This window comes from Winogradskyella sp. 266wxhm (genome assembly GCF_058964685.1).
Genome location: NZ_CM179559.1, coordinates 1,036,551 through 1,053,190, shown reverse-complemented (window position 1 = coordinate 1,053,190; position 16,640 = coordinate 1,036,551). Strand labels below are relative to the sequence as shown.

The 16,640-nt window shown below is 34.5% G+C and carries 9 protein-coding genes; 6 read left to right on the top strand and 3 right to left on the bottom strand.

Annotated elements, in window-relative coordinates; translation table 11 throughout:
- Nucleotides 1-51: 51 nt before the first annotated feature.
- The 3 genes from ilvN to ilvD form a co-directional block, all read right to left on the bottom strand.
- The gene (ilvN, locus tag AC2H4K_RS04800; RefSeq protein ID WP_493742934.1) at nucleotides 52-579 is read right to left on the bottom strand and encodes an acetolactate synthase small subunit; all 528 of its coding nucleotides are present in this window, start codon (nucleotides 577-579) and stop codon (nucleotides 52-54) included.
- A gap of 2 nt (nucleotides 580-581) precedes the next feature.
- A complete protein-coding gene (gene ilvB / locus AC2H4K_RS04795) occupies nucleotides 582-2,315 on the bottom strand; it encodes a biosynthetic-type acetolactate synthase large subunit (protein WP_493743063.1) in 1,734 nt (577 codons plus the stop codon).
- Between the two features lie 136 nt (nucleotides 2,316-2,451).
- Nucleotides 2,452-4,131: a dihydroxy-acid dehydratase gene (ilvD, locus tag AC2H4K_RS04790; RefSeq protein ID WP_493743062.1), complete on the bottom strand. Its 1,680-nt coding sequence runs from the start codon at nucleotides 4,129-4,131 to the stop codon at nucleotides 2,452-2,454.
- Between the two features lie 282 nt (nucleotides 4,132-4,413).
- Between ilvD and AC2H4K_RS04785 the strand changes: the two genes are divergently transcribed.
- The 6 genes from AC2H4K_RS04785 to AC2H4K_RS04760 all read left to right on the top strand — a co-directional run bounded on the left by AC2H4K_RS04785 (nucleotide 4,414) and on the right by AC2H4K_RS04760 (nucleotide 16,626).
- The gene (locus AC2H4K_RS04785) at nucleotides 4,414-7,206 is read left to right on the top strand and encodes a helix-turn-helix and ligand-binding sensor domain-containing protein (protein WP_493742933.1); all 2,793 of its coding nucleotides are present in this window, start codon (nucleotides 4,414-4,416) and stop codon (nucleotides 7,204-7,206) included.
- A gap of 251 nt (nucleotides 7,207-7,457) precedes the next feature.
- Nucleotides 7,458-10,478, top strand: coding sequence for a SusC/RagA family TonB-linked outer membrane protein (locus AC2H4K_RS04780; RefSeq protein ID WP_493742932.1), 3,021 nt, complete (start codon nucleotides 7,458-7,460; stop codon nucleotides 10,476-10,478).
- A gap of 14 nt (nucleotides 10,479-10,492) precedes the next feature.
- Nucleotides 10,493-12,028 (top strand): RagB/SusD family nutrient uptake outer membrane protein, encoded by a 1,536-nt coding sequence (locus AC2H4K_RS04775; protein WP_493742931.1) that lies wholly within the window; start codon nucleotides 10,493-10,495, stop codon nucleotides 12,026-12,028.
- 13 nt (nucleotides 12,029-12,041) lie between these two features.
- Nucleotides 12,042-13,760 carry a LamG-like jellyroll fold domain-containing protein gene (locus tag AC2H4K_RS04770; protein WP_493742930.1) on the top strand — a complete coding sequence of 573 codons (1,719 nt, stop codon included), beginning with the start codon at nucleotides 12,042-12,044 and terminating at the stop codon, nucleotides 13,758-13,760.
- Nucleotides 13,761-13,871: 111 nt separating this feature from the next.
- Nucleotides 13,872-15,257, top strand: coding sequence for a glucoamylase family protein (locus tag AC2H4K_RS04765; RefSeq protein ID WP_281138643.1), 1,386 nt, complete (start codon nucleotides 13,872-13,874; stop codon nucleotides 15,255-15,257).
- 1 nt (nucleotide 15,258) lies between these two features.
- The gene (locus AC2H4K_RS04760; RefSeq protein WP_281138642.1) at nucleotides 15,259-16,626 is read left to right on the top strand and encodes a glucoamylase family protein; all 1,368 of its coding nucleotides are present in this window, start codon (nucleotides 15,259-15,261) and stop codon (nucleotides 16,624-16,626) included.
- The last annotated feature ends 14 nt before the right edge of the window (nucleotides 16,627-16,640 follow it).

Sequence of the window (16,640 nt, the reverse complement as noted above, 5' to 3'; positions counted from 1 at the left end):
CTAAAAATTCTTCTTAAATCATTTAGTTCCTATTTTAATTTATTTGTTTTTTTAGTAATTAAATGCCTCTAGCATTTTAGTTATTTCCATTGGTGTTTTGGTGACTGCAATTCGCCCAGAACGGGTAAATTGTAAAATTCCAAAAGCACTTAATTCTCTGTGTAATAATTCTATTTCGCTACGTCTTCCTGATTTTTCAAGCACAAAAAACTCTTTATTTACAGTGACAATTCTAGCGTTACTTTCTTTAATAATATTTTTAATTTGTCGCTCTTCAAACAATAAATCTGATTTGATTTTGAATAGACATGATTCTTGATAAATGGTTTCTTCCTCTGTGTGATAATAGGCTTTAATCACCTCAACCTGTTTTTCAATTTGACCAATAATTTTTTTCATTTGGTCTTCGGTTAACTTCACCACAATAGTCCATTTAGAGACATTTTCAATTTCTGAAATTGAAGAATTGATACTTTCAATATTGATATGTCTACGTTGAAATATTGCCGAAATACGGTTTAATAACCCAATATTATTTTCGGTATATATAGAAACGGTATATAATTTATTTTCACTCATAATTACTCTAATCTTACGTCTGAAACACTTGCGCCTGTTGGTATCATCGGGAATACATTATCCTCTTTTTCAACCATAACTTCTAAGAAATATGGGCCTTCAGTTTCCATCATTTCTTTTACTGCATCGGCTAAATCTTTTCGTTTAGACACGCTTTTAGCATTAATATGATAGCCTTTAGCTATTGCTACAAAGTCCGGATTTTCAATTTCTGTGGACGCATAACGCTTATCAAAAAATAGTTGTTGCCACTGTCTTACCATACCTAAAAAATTGTTGTTTAACACCACAATTTTTACTGGTACTTTGGTTTGAAAAATGGTTCCAAGCTCTTGGATTGTCATTTGATAACCACCATCACCAGCAATCATCACCACGTCTCGTTCTGGTGCGCCCATTTTTGCACCAATTGCAGCTGGTAAAGCAAATCCCATTGTTCCTAAACCGCCAGACGTAATGTTACTTTTAGAGACGTTAAAATCGGCATAACGACAGGCGATCATTTGGTGCTGACCAACATCACTAACTATTGCAGCTTCACCTTTGGTCTGTGCATTAATCTCTTTAAGCACTTCGCCCATGGTTAAACCATCTTTTGTAGGATGCAAATCGTCTTTTATGACTTTATCATATTCAACTTTATGTAAATCTTTAAATCTTTGATGCCATTCTGTATGCAAATTTTCTTTTAAAAGCGGAAGAATTGCCGCCAAAGTCTCTTTTGAATTCCCTAAAACCGCAACATCTGTTTTTACGTTTTTATCAACTTCTGCTGGATCAATTTCAAAATGAATCACTTTAGCTTGTTTAGCGTAGGTTGCTAAATTTCCTGTGACACGATCATCAAAACGCATTCCGATTGCGATTAAAACATCACACTCGTTAGTTAAAACATTTGGTGCATAATTACCGTGCATACCAACCATGCCGACATTTAATGGATGCGTTGAAGGAATTGCCGAAGCACCTAAAATAGTCCAAGCCGATGGTAAACCAGCTTTTTCGATAATCGCTTTAAATTCAGCTTCAGCTTCACCTAAAATCACACCTTGTCCCCAAACTACTAATGGTTTTTTAGCATTATTTATTAGATCTGCAGCAGCTTGTAAAGTGTTTGGATTGGTTTCAGGAATTGGTTTGTAGCTTCTAATTCCTGTACATTTTTCATATTTAAAATCGAATTCTTCAAACTGCGCATCCTTGGTAATATCTATTAAAACTGGACCAGGACGACCACTTTTTGCAATGTAAAATGCTTTAGCAATCACTTTAGGAATTTCTGAAGCTTTTGTCACTTGATGATTCCATTTAGTAACAGGTGTTGAAATACCAACAATATCGGTTTCTTGAAACGCATCGCTACCTAATAAATGCGAGCCAACTTGACCAGTGATACAAACCATTGGCGTGCTATCTATTTGCGCATCAGCAATACCCGTGATTAGGTTAGTTGCGCCAGGACCAGAAGTTGCCATAGCAACACCAACTTTACCAGAAATACGCGCGTAACCTTGCGCGGCATGAGTTGCACCTTGCTCATGACGTGTTAAGACGTGATGAATTTCATTTTGAAATTTATACAACTCGTCATAAACTGGCATAATTGCGCCACCAGGATAACCGTAAAGCACATCTACGCCTTCTGCTATTAAGCTTCGAACAACCGCTTCGCTACCCGAAATACGAATAGTTTTTGAAGTAGATTGCTCGTTGTTTTTTATAGTTTTTGTTTCCATAAATTCCTGTGCAGGCAAGAATCTCATCCTACCTTTTAATTTTATATTTTCTCAAGCAACACTTGAGTTTTATAATTTTTTTAAAACATTTATTTTATGCTCATTACTTTTAGATTCCTGCCTGCGCAGGAATTTGTTAAAACTCGTCGGTTACGCAACCTTTGGATGCAGATGACACTGTTTTAGCATATTTATAAAGGACACCACGATTAAATTTTAATTCTGGTGCTTTCCATGATTGTTTTCTTTGTGATAATTCTTCTTCTGAAACTTCAAGTTGAATAGTATTGGTTTCAGCATCTATTGTGATAAAATCGCCATCTTTGACTAATGCGATTGTACCACCATCTTGAGCTTCTGGTGTGATGTGACCAACCACAAAACCGTGTGTTCCACCAGAGAAACGTCCGTCTGTAATTAATGCTACGTCTTTACCTAAACCTGCACCCATAATAGCTGCAGTTGGTTTAAGCATTTCTGGCATTCCTGGTCCACCTTTTGGTCCTTCGTATCTAATGACAACTACATCACCTTTTTCTACTTTACCATCTCTGATACCATCGTTTGCTGCGTATTCACCTTCAAATACTTTTGCTTTTCCGCGAAAGCGTAATCCTTCTTTTCCTGTGATTTTTGCAACACTTCCATCTTCAGCTAAATTGCCATACAACATGCGCAAGTGACCAGAGATTTTAATTGGTTCTTCGATGGGTTTTATCACATCTTGACCTTCGGTTAAATCATTAAGATCTAATAAATTTTCGGCTAGTGTTTTTCCTGTTACGGTTAAACAATCACCATGGATTAAGCCTTTTTTCAATAGATATTTTAAAACTGCAGGAATACCACCAACTGCGTGTACATCTTCCATTAGGTATTTTCCGCTAGGTTTTAAATCGGCTAAAAAAGGTGTATTATCACTGATATTTTGAAAATCTTTTAAAGTGAAATCTATATTCGCCGCACGAGCAATTGCTAAAAAATGAAGCACTGCATTGGTCGATCCTCCTAAAATAGTCACCAAACGAATAGCGTTTTCTAAAGATTTGCGAGTAATGATATCACTTGGTTTAATATCTTTTTCGATTAACAATCTCATCGCTTCGCCAGCTTTTATGGCTTCTTGTTTTTTCTCTTCGCCAGTTGCTGGATTTGATGAGTTAAAGGGCAAGGTCATTCCTAAAGCTTCAATTGCTGACGCCATAGTATTTGCTGTGTACATTCCGCCACAAGCACCAGCGCCAGGACAAGCTTTTTCAACTATATTTTGATATTCGCTTTCATTCATAGTACCAGCGACTTTGCTTCCCCAAGCTTCGAAAGCAGAAACGACATCTAGTTTTTTTCCGTTATGGCAACCAGAATCAATAGTTCCGCCATAGACCAAAATACTTGGTCTATCTAAACGTATCATTGCCATTAATGCGCCTGGCATATTTTTGTCACAACCAACAACGGTTATTAGTCCGTCGTAGCTCATAGCTTGCACAACGGTTTCCATAGAGTCGGCAATAATATCTCGTGATGGTAAGGAATACCGCATACCTGGTGTACCCATAGAAATTCCGTCACTTACACCAATGGTATTAAAAATTAAGCCTACAACATCTTGATTTTTTGTGCCTTGCTTAGCGAGTTTTGCTAAGTCATTTAAATGCATGTTACATGGATTACCTTCGTAACCTGTACTTGCAATACCTATAATGGGTTTATAAAAATCTTCTTTGGTTAATCCTATAGCGTGCAACATTGCTTGTGCTGCTGGTTGCGTTGGATCTTGTGTTACTGTTTTACTATATTTATTTAATTGACTCATTATGATTATAGACATTCTTTTAGAAGTTCTAAATTAGTTATTAGCTAAGCCTTTTTTAAGGATATGATTCTTTTAATCTAAACCCAATACTGTTTTGTTTTATTTAAAATGCTGAATATCAATATTTTGAATTTTATTTTATATGATGTTCAGATTCTAGATAATTTTCCTATGTTGTCTTTTTTATGAGATTGGTACAGTATTGTTTTTATAATATTTAAGACTTGAACTGTGAGTAGAGTTAAATTGTTACTTTTAAGCTAAAATTCGTATTGTTAATATATGAGACATTTAATTCTAATTTTCTTCCTAATACTTTTCAACCTGCAATTAGTTTTTGGTCAATTTTCTCCTAGTATACATAACTATAGTATTGCGGAATATAAAGCAGGAAATCAGAACTGGGATATTGCTAGAGCAGACAACGGGAAGGTCTATGTCGCTAACAATAGTGGGTTGTTGGAATATGATGGCCTTATTTGGCAGTTTTATCAATTACCAAACAAAACAGTGGTTAGGTCAGTGTTAACAGTAGGTGATATTGTCTACACAGGATCTTACGAGGAATTTGGTTATTGGGAGAAAGATGAATATGGAGCCTTGGTCTATAATTCTCTTAGTGATGAAGTTTCTGGCGAAATTTCTCCTAATGAAGAGATTTGGCAAATAGTTAAGTTTAGAGACAAAATAATCTTCCGTTCGTTTAGTAATGTTTATGTCTACGATAGTAATAGTGTTACCAGGCTAAGGCCAAATTCTACTGTGATATCCTGTAGTGTTGTGGATGGTGAGCTATACATAAGTACATTAAAACAAGGAGTTTATTTGCTGAAAGAAAATGAACTTCAGCAGTTTTATAATAATGACTTACTTCTAGATGCTAAAATCATATCTATCGATAAGTATAAAAATAAGTTATTGTTGACGACTTCATTGAAAGGATGCTTTTTTTTAGAAAATGGTAAACTTAGCAGAACTAGTTTTGAAGTTAACGAGCAAATTAAATTACACCAGCTTAATAACTTTTCCATATTAGATTCTGGAGAAATGATTTTTGGTACAATAAAAGATGGCGTTTTTGTAACAGATATCAATGGGAATATTAAGTTTCATATTAACAAGGAAAATGGACTTTTAAATAATACTGTTTTAGGACAGGCTTTAGATGAAGACAATAATCTTTGGTTTGGGCTAGATAATGGTGTTGCTAATATTGAGCTTAATAGTAGTAATTATTTTTATAATGATGTTTCTGGGAGGTTAGGTGCTGTTTATGATATAATTGAATTTAAAGATGTTATATATATAGGAACAAATACAGGATTGTTTAAACTTGATGAAAATGATCAATTAGACTTTGTAGAAGGTTCACAAGGTCAGGTTTGGGATTTAAAAATTATTGAAGGTGAATTGTTTTGTGGTCATAATGAAGGTACTTTTCTGGTTGATGGTGATGATTTTAAAATGATATCTTCTCATACAGGTGGTTGGACTATTAAAAAAGTACCAGAAACAGAGTCAACATATATTCAAGGAACTTATTCTGGGTTAGTGAGATTTAGAAAACATTCTGGTAGTTGGGAGGTAAAGCACTTAGGGAAAACTACTATTCCTTCAAGATTTTTAGTTTTTGAAAACTCTAAAACCGCATGGGTGGCTCATGCAACAAAAGGTGTTTTTCGTGTGAATTTTGATGAAAATCATGATACAATAACTTCAATTTCCGATTATCAAAATAAAGGGATTACTTCAGATTACAATGTAAGGTTGTATAATATCATGAATGATATTTGTTTTAAAGCAAATGAAGGATGGCAAAAATATGAACCAATATTAGATTCTATTATTCCTTTCAAACTACTGAATGAAAAGTTGGGTAAAGATAATTATGTTATATCTGAAGAGGATGTTCAGCCTTTTGCTTTAAAGAATAGTAGTGGGTTTATAAGTTTTAAATCTTTTACAGATGATAATGGTGGTCTGGTTCTGAATGATAAGTTTTTGAAAGATAGATATATAATTGGTTATGAGAATATCTCAAAGCTAGAAGATTCTTCCTATGCACTAAATCTAGATAATGGTTTTATGATTATCAATAGTACATCAAAAAATAATATTGAATTATTTAAACCATATATCGAAAAAATTCTTGTGAATGGTAATCTTATATCAGCTGAAAAATCTTCAGATGAGGCTATTGCTTTTAACTATAATAAATCTATTGTAGTAGAGCTTTCTTCGGCTAAATCTATAAATCATTTTTTTGAATACAAGATACCAGGTTTAAATGAAGGTTGGACTAAAGTTGAGGGAAATAGAGCGACTTTTAATAATCTAAAAGAAGGTGTTTATGATATTTCTTTTAGGACAAGAGATACTTCTGCTAATATTTCTGAAGCTCATTCTATTAAAATTGATGTGTTGCCACCATGGTACCGAGATAAGTTAGGTCTGTTGTTGTATTTTGTAATTCTTGCATTGATTTTAGCTTCGTTTTACATAATGCACAATAGAAAAGTAGCCAAAGAGCAGAGGGTGATTAAGATTAAATATCAGAAGGAGCAACAAAAATTATTACGTGAAAAAACCTTAGAGAACGAAAAGCGCATTGTGCAATTAAAGAATGAATCACTTCATAATGAAATAAAGCTTAAGAGTAAGCAGTTAGCCAATAATGCAATGGCATTGGTGAAGAAAAATGAAACACTTCAAGAAATCAAAAAAGAGCTAATGTTAAACAAAGATGGGTTTAGTAATTACTACGCTTTTAAAAAGCTAGTTAAAAAGCTAGATAATTCAATAGTTCTTAAAGATGAATGGGAAGTTTTTGAAGAAAATTTTACTCAAGTTCATGATGAATTTTTTGAAATACTAAAATCTAGACATTCTAAACTTACGCCAAAAGATTTAAAGATCTGCGCATACATCAAAATGAATCTTTCATCAAAAGAGATAGCTCCTTTAATGAATATCTCTGTGAGAGGTGTTGAAACTCATCGTTACCGTCTAAAAAAGAAGTTGGATTTAGAAAATGACATTTCTGTCGTTGATTATTTGTTGAATATTAAAAAATAGACGTATTATTTTATTCAATACTCAAATTTAACTACGTCATTAGTACGTCAATTACCCGTTTTGTTTTTAACTACAACGTTTTTTTAATAGTTTTAAGCTACGTCAACAGTAAGTTTTTTTAATAAAAACGCAAATACTCCATAAATGTGGCGTAATTAAAATGTAAACCGATGTTAACACTATTTAACATTAGATTATAATTTAGACACTGGAATAAAAACTAACTATCTAATCTAATATTAATTAATTTTATGAAAACAAAAATTAGTCTATTGTTAATGCTGTTTTTTTCATTTAGTGCCTTTGCACAACAGATGGATATAAATGGTGTTGTAACAAGTAAAAGTGATGGTTTGCCTTTGCCCGGCGTAAGTATTATTGTTAAGGGTACTACAAGAGGTACAACATCAGACTTTGATGGTAAGTATTCGATATCGGTCAGTAGTGGTGATCAATTAGAGTATAGCTATCTAGGTTTTAAAACAACGGTTATTACTGTTGAAAATCAAACAACAATCGATGTTTCATTAGAAGATGATGTAGAGTCTCTTAATGAAGTTGTTGTGGTAGGTTATGGTACGCAGAAAAAAGCAGATTTAACTGGAGCTATATCAACTGTGAAATCTGAAGATATCGCGCGTACTCCAAATAGTAACGTTGCTCAATCTTTACAAGGTAAAGTTGCAGGTGTACAAATTACTAGTAATGGTTCACCTGGAGATTCTCCAACGGTGAGAATTCGTGGAGTGGGATCATACGCTGCAGGAAATAATCCGCTTTATGTCGTAGACGGTATGTTCTATGATAATATTGACTTTTTAGATAGCAGCCAAATTGAAAGTTTTTCTGTTTTGAAAGATGCGTCTTCTGTATCTATTTTTGGTCAAAAAGGGGTTAATGGTGTTATCATCATTGAAACTAAAAGAGGAAGAAAAGAACAAAAACCAGTATTTACTTACAATGGGTATACAGGTTTCCAAACAGCACAGAATGTTGTTAAGATGGCTAATGCTGAACAGTTTGTAACTATGGCTTATGAGTCTGGATCAGATGCAGACATTCAATTTGTAGAAAATGCGATTCAACGTTATGGAAGAAGTCGAGTAAACCCAAACATTCCTAATGTTAATACGGATTGGTATGATGAAATATTAAGATTGGCTCCTGTTTCAAGTCATAGTATAGGTGTAACAGGTGGTAGTGAAAATGCTAATTACAGTTTTAATTCTAGTTATTTTTCTCAGGAGGGAATATTAGATATGAAAAATGAATATGAGCGTTTTAACATTCAATCAAGTGTTGATATTAAGGTTTCTGATAGATTAAAAGTTGGAGCTAATATGGTTTTTAGTAACGCAACTAAGTATAACCCTGAAAATAGTGCATGGTTTCAAGCTTATTTTGCTGTTCCAATACTGCCAGTTTATGATCAGTTAAATACAGAAGCTACTCCTATACCATTTTCTGATGCAAGAGTATTAGGATATCGTGGCTCTCAAAACCCATTTCCTGTTATGACATTCAATAATAACAGGCTGAAAATTAAGAAAATATTGGCTAGTGCTTACATGGAGTATCAGTTAATACCAGATAAGTTAAAGTTTAGAACCTCTTACAGTCACGATTTTTCTACGATATCTGAAAGAAATGTGAGGTTGCCATATTTTGTGTCTCAGAACTCTCAGAGAGAAGTTTCTTCTATTAGAAGAGCTAATCAGGAGTATTCTAATCAAATATGGGATAATACATTAACATATACCGATAGTTTTGGTAAACATAATTTGACTCTTCTTGCAGGATCTTCATTTAGAGATGAGCAAAGAAACGTGTTCCAAGCTACAGGAGACAATATAAGAGGTGTACAGTTAGAGAGTTCATGGTATTTAGACTTTGCTGATCCTACTTCCTTCGGTAATGATAGGGTTTCAGAAATAGGGGATCGATTTTATTCACTTTCTTATTTTGGAAGATTAGAGTATAGTTACAATGACAAGTATTTATTAAACGCTACTGTAAGAACTGAAGGAGACTCTAAGTTCCCTCGTGAGATATGGGTAACAACACCAGCCTTTGGTTTGGGTTGGGTAGTGTCAGAAGAAAGCTTTATGGAAGATAACGGTATTTTCGATTTTCTTAAATTAAGAGGAAGTTGGGGGCAATTAGCAAATGGTGCTTTAGGTGATAGTTCAGGTACTAGAACAATTTCTAATATTACAACAGCTATTGACGATATTCCTACAGATGGTTTTATAAGTTCAAGTAATTATCAAGACTTAGAGAGAGAAATACTTGAAGAGACTAACTTAGGTTTAAGTGCAAGACTTTTTGATAGTAAATTATCTTTAGAAGCTGATTACTACATTAGAGATACAAAAAAATTAGTAATTCCTGTAGACCAACCAATTGTGAGTAATACAATTTTAGAAAATGTTGGTGAGATGAGAACTCAAGGTATAGAAATAGCTGCTAATTGGTCTCAAATGTTAAATGATAACTGGAGTTTTTCTGTAGCTGGTAATATTGCTACACTAAATAATGAGGTTACTAAAGTAAATAGTGCAGCAGGTTATTTTGATACGGGTCAAGCGGAATTTCGTCAAAGATCCATGGTTGGAGAACCTATAGAAGCATTTTTTGGTTGGGAAGTAGTAGGTGTATATCAAAATGATGAAGAAATACAAAATGATCCTATAGCTGTAGCAAATGGTTTAGTGCCAGGGGATTTTAAATATAGAGATCGAAATGGAGATGGAGAAATAAACGCAGATGATAGAACAGTTATTGGTTCTTATCTACCGTCTTTTGTGTATGGTGGTAATCTACAAGTATCTTATAAGCAATTTGATCTTTCAGTTGCTATTGCAGGACAAACAGGTAACGATATCCTTAATAGAAGACGAGGAGAGGTTTTATTTACTAATGATACCAATATGGACGCTGATTTTGCTATAAACAGATGGCATGGGGAAGGAACTTCGAATTCTTATCCTTCATCAGAAGGTAGAAGAAAGGCGTGGAACCAAAGAATGAGTACATTTTTTGTGGAAGACGGTTCGTTTTTTAGAATTCAAAATATCCAACTAGCTTATACTATACCGCAAAGTACTATTAAAGGAATTAAAATGCCAGAGGTTAGATTAACTTTTACAGCAGATCGCCCATTGACATTGTTTAACTACAATGGGTTCACTCCGGAAGTAGCTAACGGAATTGATAGACAGCCTTATCCAATACCTGCAGTTTATACTTTTGGTGTTAACATTAAATTATAAAAAAAAAGCACGATATGAAAAAAATTAAACAATTAAAGTGGTTAACGTTTTTGTTAGCTACCTGTACAGTATTTTATTCTTGCTCTGATAAATTAGAAGAGAATGATGGGCAAGTTGCAGCTGATGATTTAGACTTTACTCAAACAGGAGATATGGTATTGCCTTTAATTGGGGCTTATTCAGAAGTTTATTCAAGAGGTTGGGAAGATCCAATATTAGTTGGTGTAAGAGGTGATGATGTAAATGCAGGAGGTGTTGGTGATGCCCAAGGTGGTCTAACAAATGCAGATTTATATAATTATGACAATAACTATTGGATGTTTAATCAAGTTTGGAGTAATTTCTATGGAGACTTGGTAGATATAGTTAATTCAGGAGAAACAATTCAGAGGTATAAAGAGTTTGCTACAGGTAGTGATATAGCTTTAGCTGATCAGTATATAGCTGAAACAAAAGTGTTGAGTGGTTTTCAACATTTACAGATGTCTCGTCTTTGGAGCGATATCTTCATTATAACTACATCTAATGTTTCTGAGGATATAGATAATGGTGTTGATACAAAAGAAGAGGTGATGCAGTATGTGTCTGATCTCATGGATGAAGCAATTCCTTTTTTGCCAGATTTAAGACCTAATGAAAGAACAGACGTTAGAGGAGGTGTAACAAAATATACAGCTCTGGCAATAAAAGCGATGGCAAACCTTGAACTTGAGAATTATCAAGGTGTGGCTGATGCTACTGCAGAAATTATAGGGTCAGATAAATTCATGCTATATGATGACTATTACGAACTTTTTAAAGAAGATGGTCAGTTAAGTAATGAAAACTTATTTGAATTACAATTTTCGGATTATGGGCAAGCAACAGGTGATGTAAACAACCATTTATTTGCACCTTTTGGTCCACCAAGTTGGACACCTGTGGTATCTACTGCTTCTTCAGGATGGGGATTCTATGAGCCAAGTTTAAAATACATAAAATTCATGATAGATAGAGGTGAAGAAACTCGTTTAGTTACAAGTGTTTGTTTTACTCCTAGAGGTATGGATGAGTTAATGTCAGATCCTAATTACGCAACTTTACCGAGCTACGTATCTAACACTACTCTAGATGGTGACATTTTTAATGATACCACTAGGTTTATGTTTGCTAGTGGCAAGCACTATTGGCCATCAAATCAATTAACACCTGGAAGAAATAGTTATGGTTCAGGTAAAAACTTTTTGGTTATTCGTTATGCTGAAATCTTATTAATGTATGCCGAGGCATTGACGCATGGCGCATCTGGAAGTGTTCTTACAGCAGACCAAGCAGTTAACTTGGTTAGAGAAAGAGCAAATATGTCCCCTATTTCAGGAGTTACAACAGATGATGTTATGGATGAGAAGTTTGCCGAATTAGGTATGGAATGGGGAATTCGTTATTTTGATATGATAAGATTGAATCAATATGACGAGTTAAGTTACGATGGGCGTACTTTCACTGCAGATGCAGAGTATTTGCCTTACCCTCAAGATCAGCTAGACCTTCTACCTCTAGAGAACAATTAAAATAATGACTAATATGAAAACAATAAATAAATTTATATATCTGTTTAGTTTAATACTTGTAACGTCTTGTTACGATGGTATAGACCCAATAACAGAAGTAGATCCAGGACCAGATGCTGGTGCGCCTATAGTAGATATTTTATACCCTTCTGAAGGTGACGAAATTAATACTATCGAATTGGTAGTACCAATAGATATTTCTTTTAGAGTAGAAGATGATATAGAGGTAGCATCAATAACTGTAAGTTATGATGGTGATCAAATAGCATCTTACAATGGAAGTAATGATACATTTTTAGATTATAGAATTGTAGAAAGAGATCTTACTTATGATAATGTAACAACAGGTGAGCATACAGTGTCTGTAACAGCTACAGATATAGCTGGTAACTCTACGACTTCTTCGGTTACATTTGAAAAAGCACCACCTTACGAACCAATTTTCCCAGGTGAAGTTTTTTACATGTCATTTAATGGTATTTTTACCGAATTAGTATCCTTGGATGATCCAGTTCAGGTTGGGACTCCTGAATTTGCAGGTGAAGCATTTGATGGTTCAAATTCTTTTAGAGCTTCTGAAGATTCGTATTTGACCTTTCCAATCGATGATTTAATGTTCGGTTCTAATATGAGCGGTGCCTTCTGGTATAAAGTGAATGCTGAACCAAACAGATCAGGAATATTGACAGTAGGTGATGATGCTGATGATAGAAATCAAGGATTTAGATTATTTAGAGAAGGTTCTGCTACAGAGCAAAGAATAAAACTGAATGTAGGAACTGGTACAGCTGAAAGTTGGAATGATGGTGGAGTAATAGATGTTGCTGCTGGAGAATGGGTACATGTTGCTTTTACAATATCTCCAACAGAAACCGTAATATACTTAGACGGTGTGCCAGTAAATACAGGATCACCAACAGCTCCTATAGATTGGACAGGTTGTACTGATATCACAATAGGTGCAGGTGGTGAAACATTTAGCTATTGGAATCATTTATCTGATAATAGTTCTATGGATGAGTTAAGATTATTCAACACAACACTTACTCAGGCTGAGGTTCAAACTATGATTAATGCTTCAGATCCTTACGAGCCTTTATATAATGGTGAAACATTCTATATGCCTTTTGATGGTTCTTATACAAACTTAATGACTTACGCATCGGCAACAGAAGTTGGAACACCTAGTTTTGCTGGAGTAAGTTATGAAGGTTCTGATGCCTATATGGGAGCCACAGATTCATATTTAACATACCCTATAGAAGGTGTATTTGGTGATGACGCATTTAGTGTTACATTTTGGTACAACGTTAACTCAACACCTGATAGATCGGGTATTATAACGGTTGGTGATGATGCTGATGATCGAAATCAAGGGTTTAGACTTTTTAGAGAAGGAAGTGCAACAGAACAACGAATTAAAGCGAATGTAGGTATTGGAAGTGGCGAGAGCTGGAATGATGGTGGACTTTTAGATGCTACTACAGGAGATTGGGTACATGTTGCGCTTACAGTATCTGCTACAGAAAGTAAAATTTATTTTAATGGAGTAGAGCAATTATCTTCTACTTTGTCTTCAAGTGTAGATTGGACAGGTTGTACAGAAATTACAATAGGTGCAGGTGGTGAGACATTTAGCTACTGGAATCACTTGTCTGATTTAAGTGCTTTAGATGAGCTCAGATTTTACAACATTGCTTTGTCTGAGACAGAAATACAGGATATGCTATAAAATTTCATATTTCAATTGGTTTAAGTCTAAATAATTTTTTGAATTATCCTTATTTAATTTTAGCGGCATTTTTTCATTAAAGTGTCGCTAAATTCTTACTAATAATTTTAAATGAAAACATTCTATAAAATATCGCTCAGTTTTATACTGTTATGCTTTGTTATTCTTGGTTGTAAAAACCAAAATAAATCTGAAAAACAGCAAGTAACAGAAAAAACGAAACCAGAAGGGAAGTATAGTCACTTATCTAATGAAGAGTTGTTGGATACCGTTCAGTACCAAACATTCAATTATTTTTGGGGTGGCGCTGAACCTAATTCTGGTTTAGCAAGAGAGCGTTTTCATATGGATGATGTATACCCAACATCTCCAAAAAATACAGTAACTACAGGCGGAAGTGGTTTTGGGCTCATGGCAATTTTAGTTGGCATAGAAAGAGGGTTTGTGCCAAAAGAGGAAGCCTTAGATAGATATATCAAAATTGTAGATTTTCTTGAGAAAGCAGATCGTTTTCATGGTGCTTGGCCACATTGGATAAATGGTGAGACGGGAAAAGTTGTGCCTTTTGGAAAAAAAGATAATGGAGGAGATTTAGTTGAAACGGCTTTTTTAATCCAAGGATTGCTGACAGTTTCCGAATATTTTCAAGAAGATAACATTAAGGAAAATGAACTTCGTGAGAAAATAGACAAATTATGGCGCGAAGTAGAGTGGGATTGGTACACCAAGAATGGTGAAGATGTATTGTACTGGCATTGGTCACCTGAGTATAATTGGGAAATGAACTTTCCAGTTGGTGGTTATAATGAATGTCTAATTATGTATGTTCTTGCGGCATCTTCTCCTACACATTCAGTCAATAAGTCTGTTTATGAAAAAGGTTGGGCTAGAGGTGGAGATATAGTTTCAGAAGATAAATATTATGATGAAGAGTTAGTGTTGGATTATTTTGAACATAGTGATGATCCTATCGGACCATTATTCTGGGCGCATTATTCATATCTAGGTTTAAACCCACAAGGATTGTCAGATCAGTATGCCGATTATTGGAAATTAACTCAAAATCATGCTAAAATCCATCATAAGTATGCCATCAATAATCCGAAAAATTACAAAGGATATGGAGATAGCCTTTGGGGTTTAACCTCTAGTTATTCTATAAAAGGCTATGCTGGTCACAGACCAGGTGAAGATTTGGGTGTAGTATCACCAACAGCAGCCCTATCTTCTTTTCCTTACACACCAAAAGCCAGTATGAATGTTTTAGAAAATATATACAAAAATCATGATAGTCTAGTAGGTAAGTACGGGCCTTATGACGCGTTTAGTCTAGAGGATAATTGGTACTTACCACGATATTTGGCTATCGATCAAGGTCCTATTCCTGTAATGATAGAAAATTATAGAACAGGTTTATTGTGGAACTTGTTCATGAAAAATAAAGATGTGCAAGCAGGTTTAAAAAAGCTTGATTTTAAAATAGAAAGAGATAAATAAAATGAGATTATACAAAGTGCTTTTTATAGCAATATTATTTTTTAGTTGTGGTAATGACGATGGTCCAGGTTATCAGGAACCTTATAATCCAAATGATGATGACCCAGTTGTGGTAGATCCATTGACAGATGAAGAAATTATGGATTTGACTCAAGAAACAACTTTTAGATATTTCTGGGACTACGCAGAATCTAATTCTGGTGCTGCAAAAGAGCGTTATCACCCTAATGATCCATCTAACAGTCAGAACGTAGTAACTACTGGTGGGAGTGGATTTGGACTAATGGCTATAATAGTTGGAATTGAAAGAGGATATATTTCAAGAGCAGAAGGTGTTGCTAGACTTAGTCAGATAGTAGATTTCTTCGAAGGAGCTGATCGTTTCCATGGTGCATGGTCACATTGGATAGATGGTGGATCTGGTAATGCTATACCTTTTAGTGCTTTAGATAATGGTGGTGATATAGTGGAGACTGCATTTTTGGCGCAAGGCTTAATTTGTGTTAAAGAGTATCTAGAAGCAGATGGAGCTACGCCAGAAGAAGAAGCGCTTGCAGCTCAAGCAGACATGTTATGGAAAGATGTAGAATGGGATTGGTATACACAAGGCCAAAATGCATTGTATTGGCACTGGAGTCCTAGTGATGGTTTTGCAATTAATTTAGAACTACAAGGTTATAATGAAACTTTGATTGCCTTTATTTTAGGTGCTGCTTCACCAGATTATTCAATTGAAGCTGAGGTTTATCATCAAGGTTGGGCTAATAATGGTGCTATTGTTTCAGGTGGAAGCCAATATAATATTCCTTTGATACTAGATCACGCTGGCTCTGGTACAGGTCCATTGTTTTGGGCTCATTATTCTTACTTAGGGTTAGACCCTAGAAATCTAACAGATCAATATGCAAATTATTGGGATTTAAATGTAAACCATACCAATATTAACTATCAGCATTGCGTAAATAATCCTAATAATTATGTCGATTATGGTGTTGATTGTTGGGGATTAACAGCTAGTTATACAAGAAATGGTGATGGCTCAGTTGGTTACACAGCTCACAGTCCAGGAAATGATACAGGTGTTATTTCGCCAACAGCAGCAATAAGTTCAATTCCGTACACACCAGAAAAATCATTGGCTGCGATGCATTACTTCTACAGTAAAAATGATATTCTACTCGGTCCAGCAGGATTTTACGATGCCTTTAGCCCTCATTATAATGATTGGGTAACCGAACGTTATTTGGCTATTGATCAGGGTCCAGAAATTATTATGATAGAAAATTATAGAACACAATTATTTTGGAATCTGTTCATGCAAAATGAAGATGTTCAAAATGGTTTAAATGCTTTAGGCTTTAGCTATTAAATATAAATTATAAA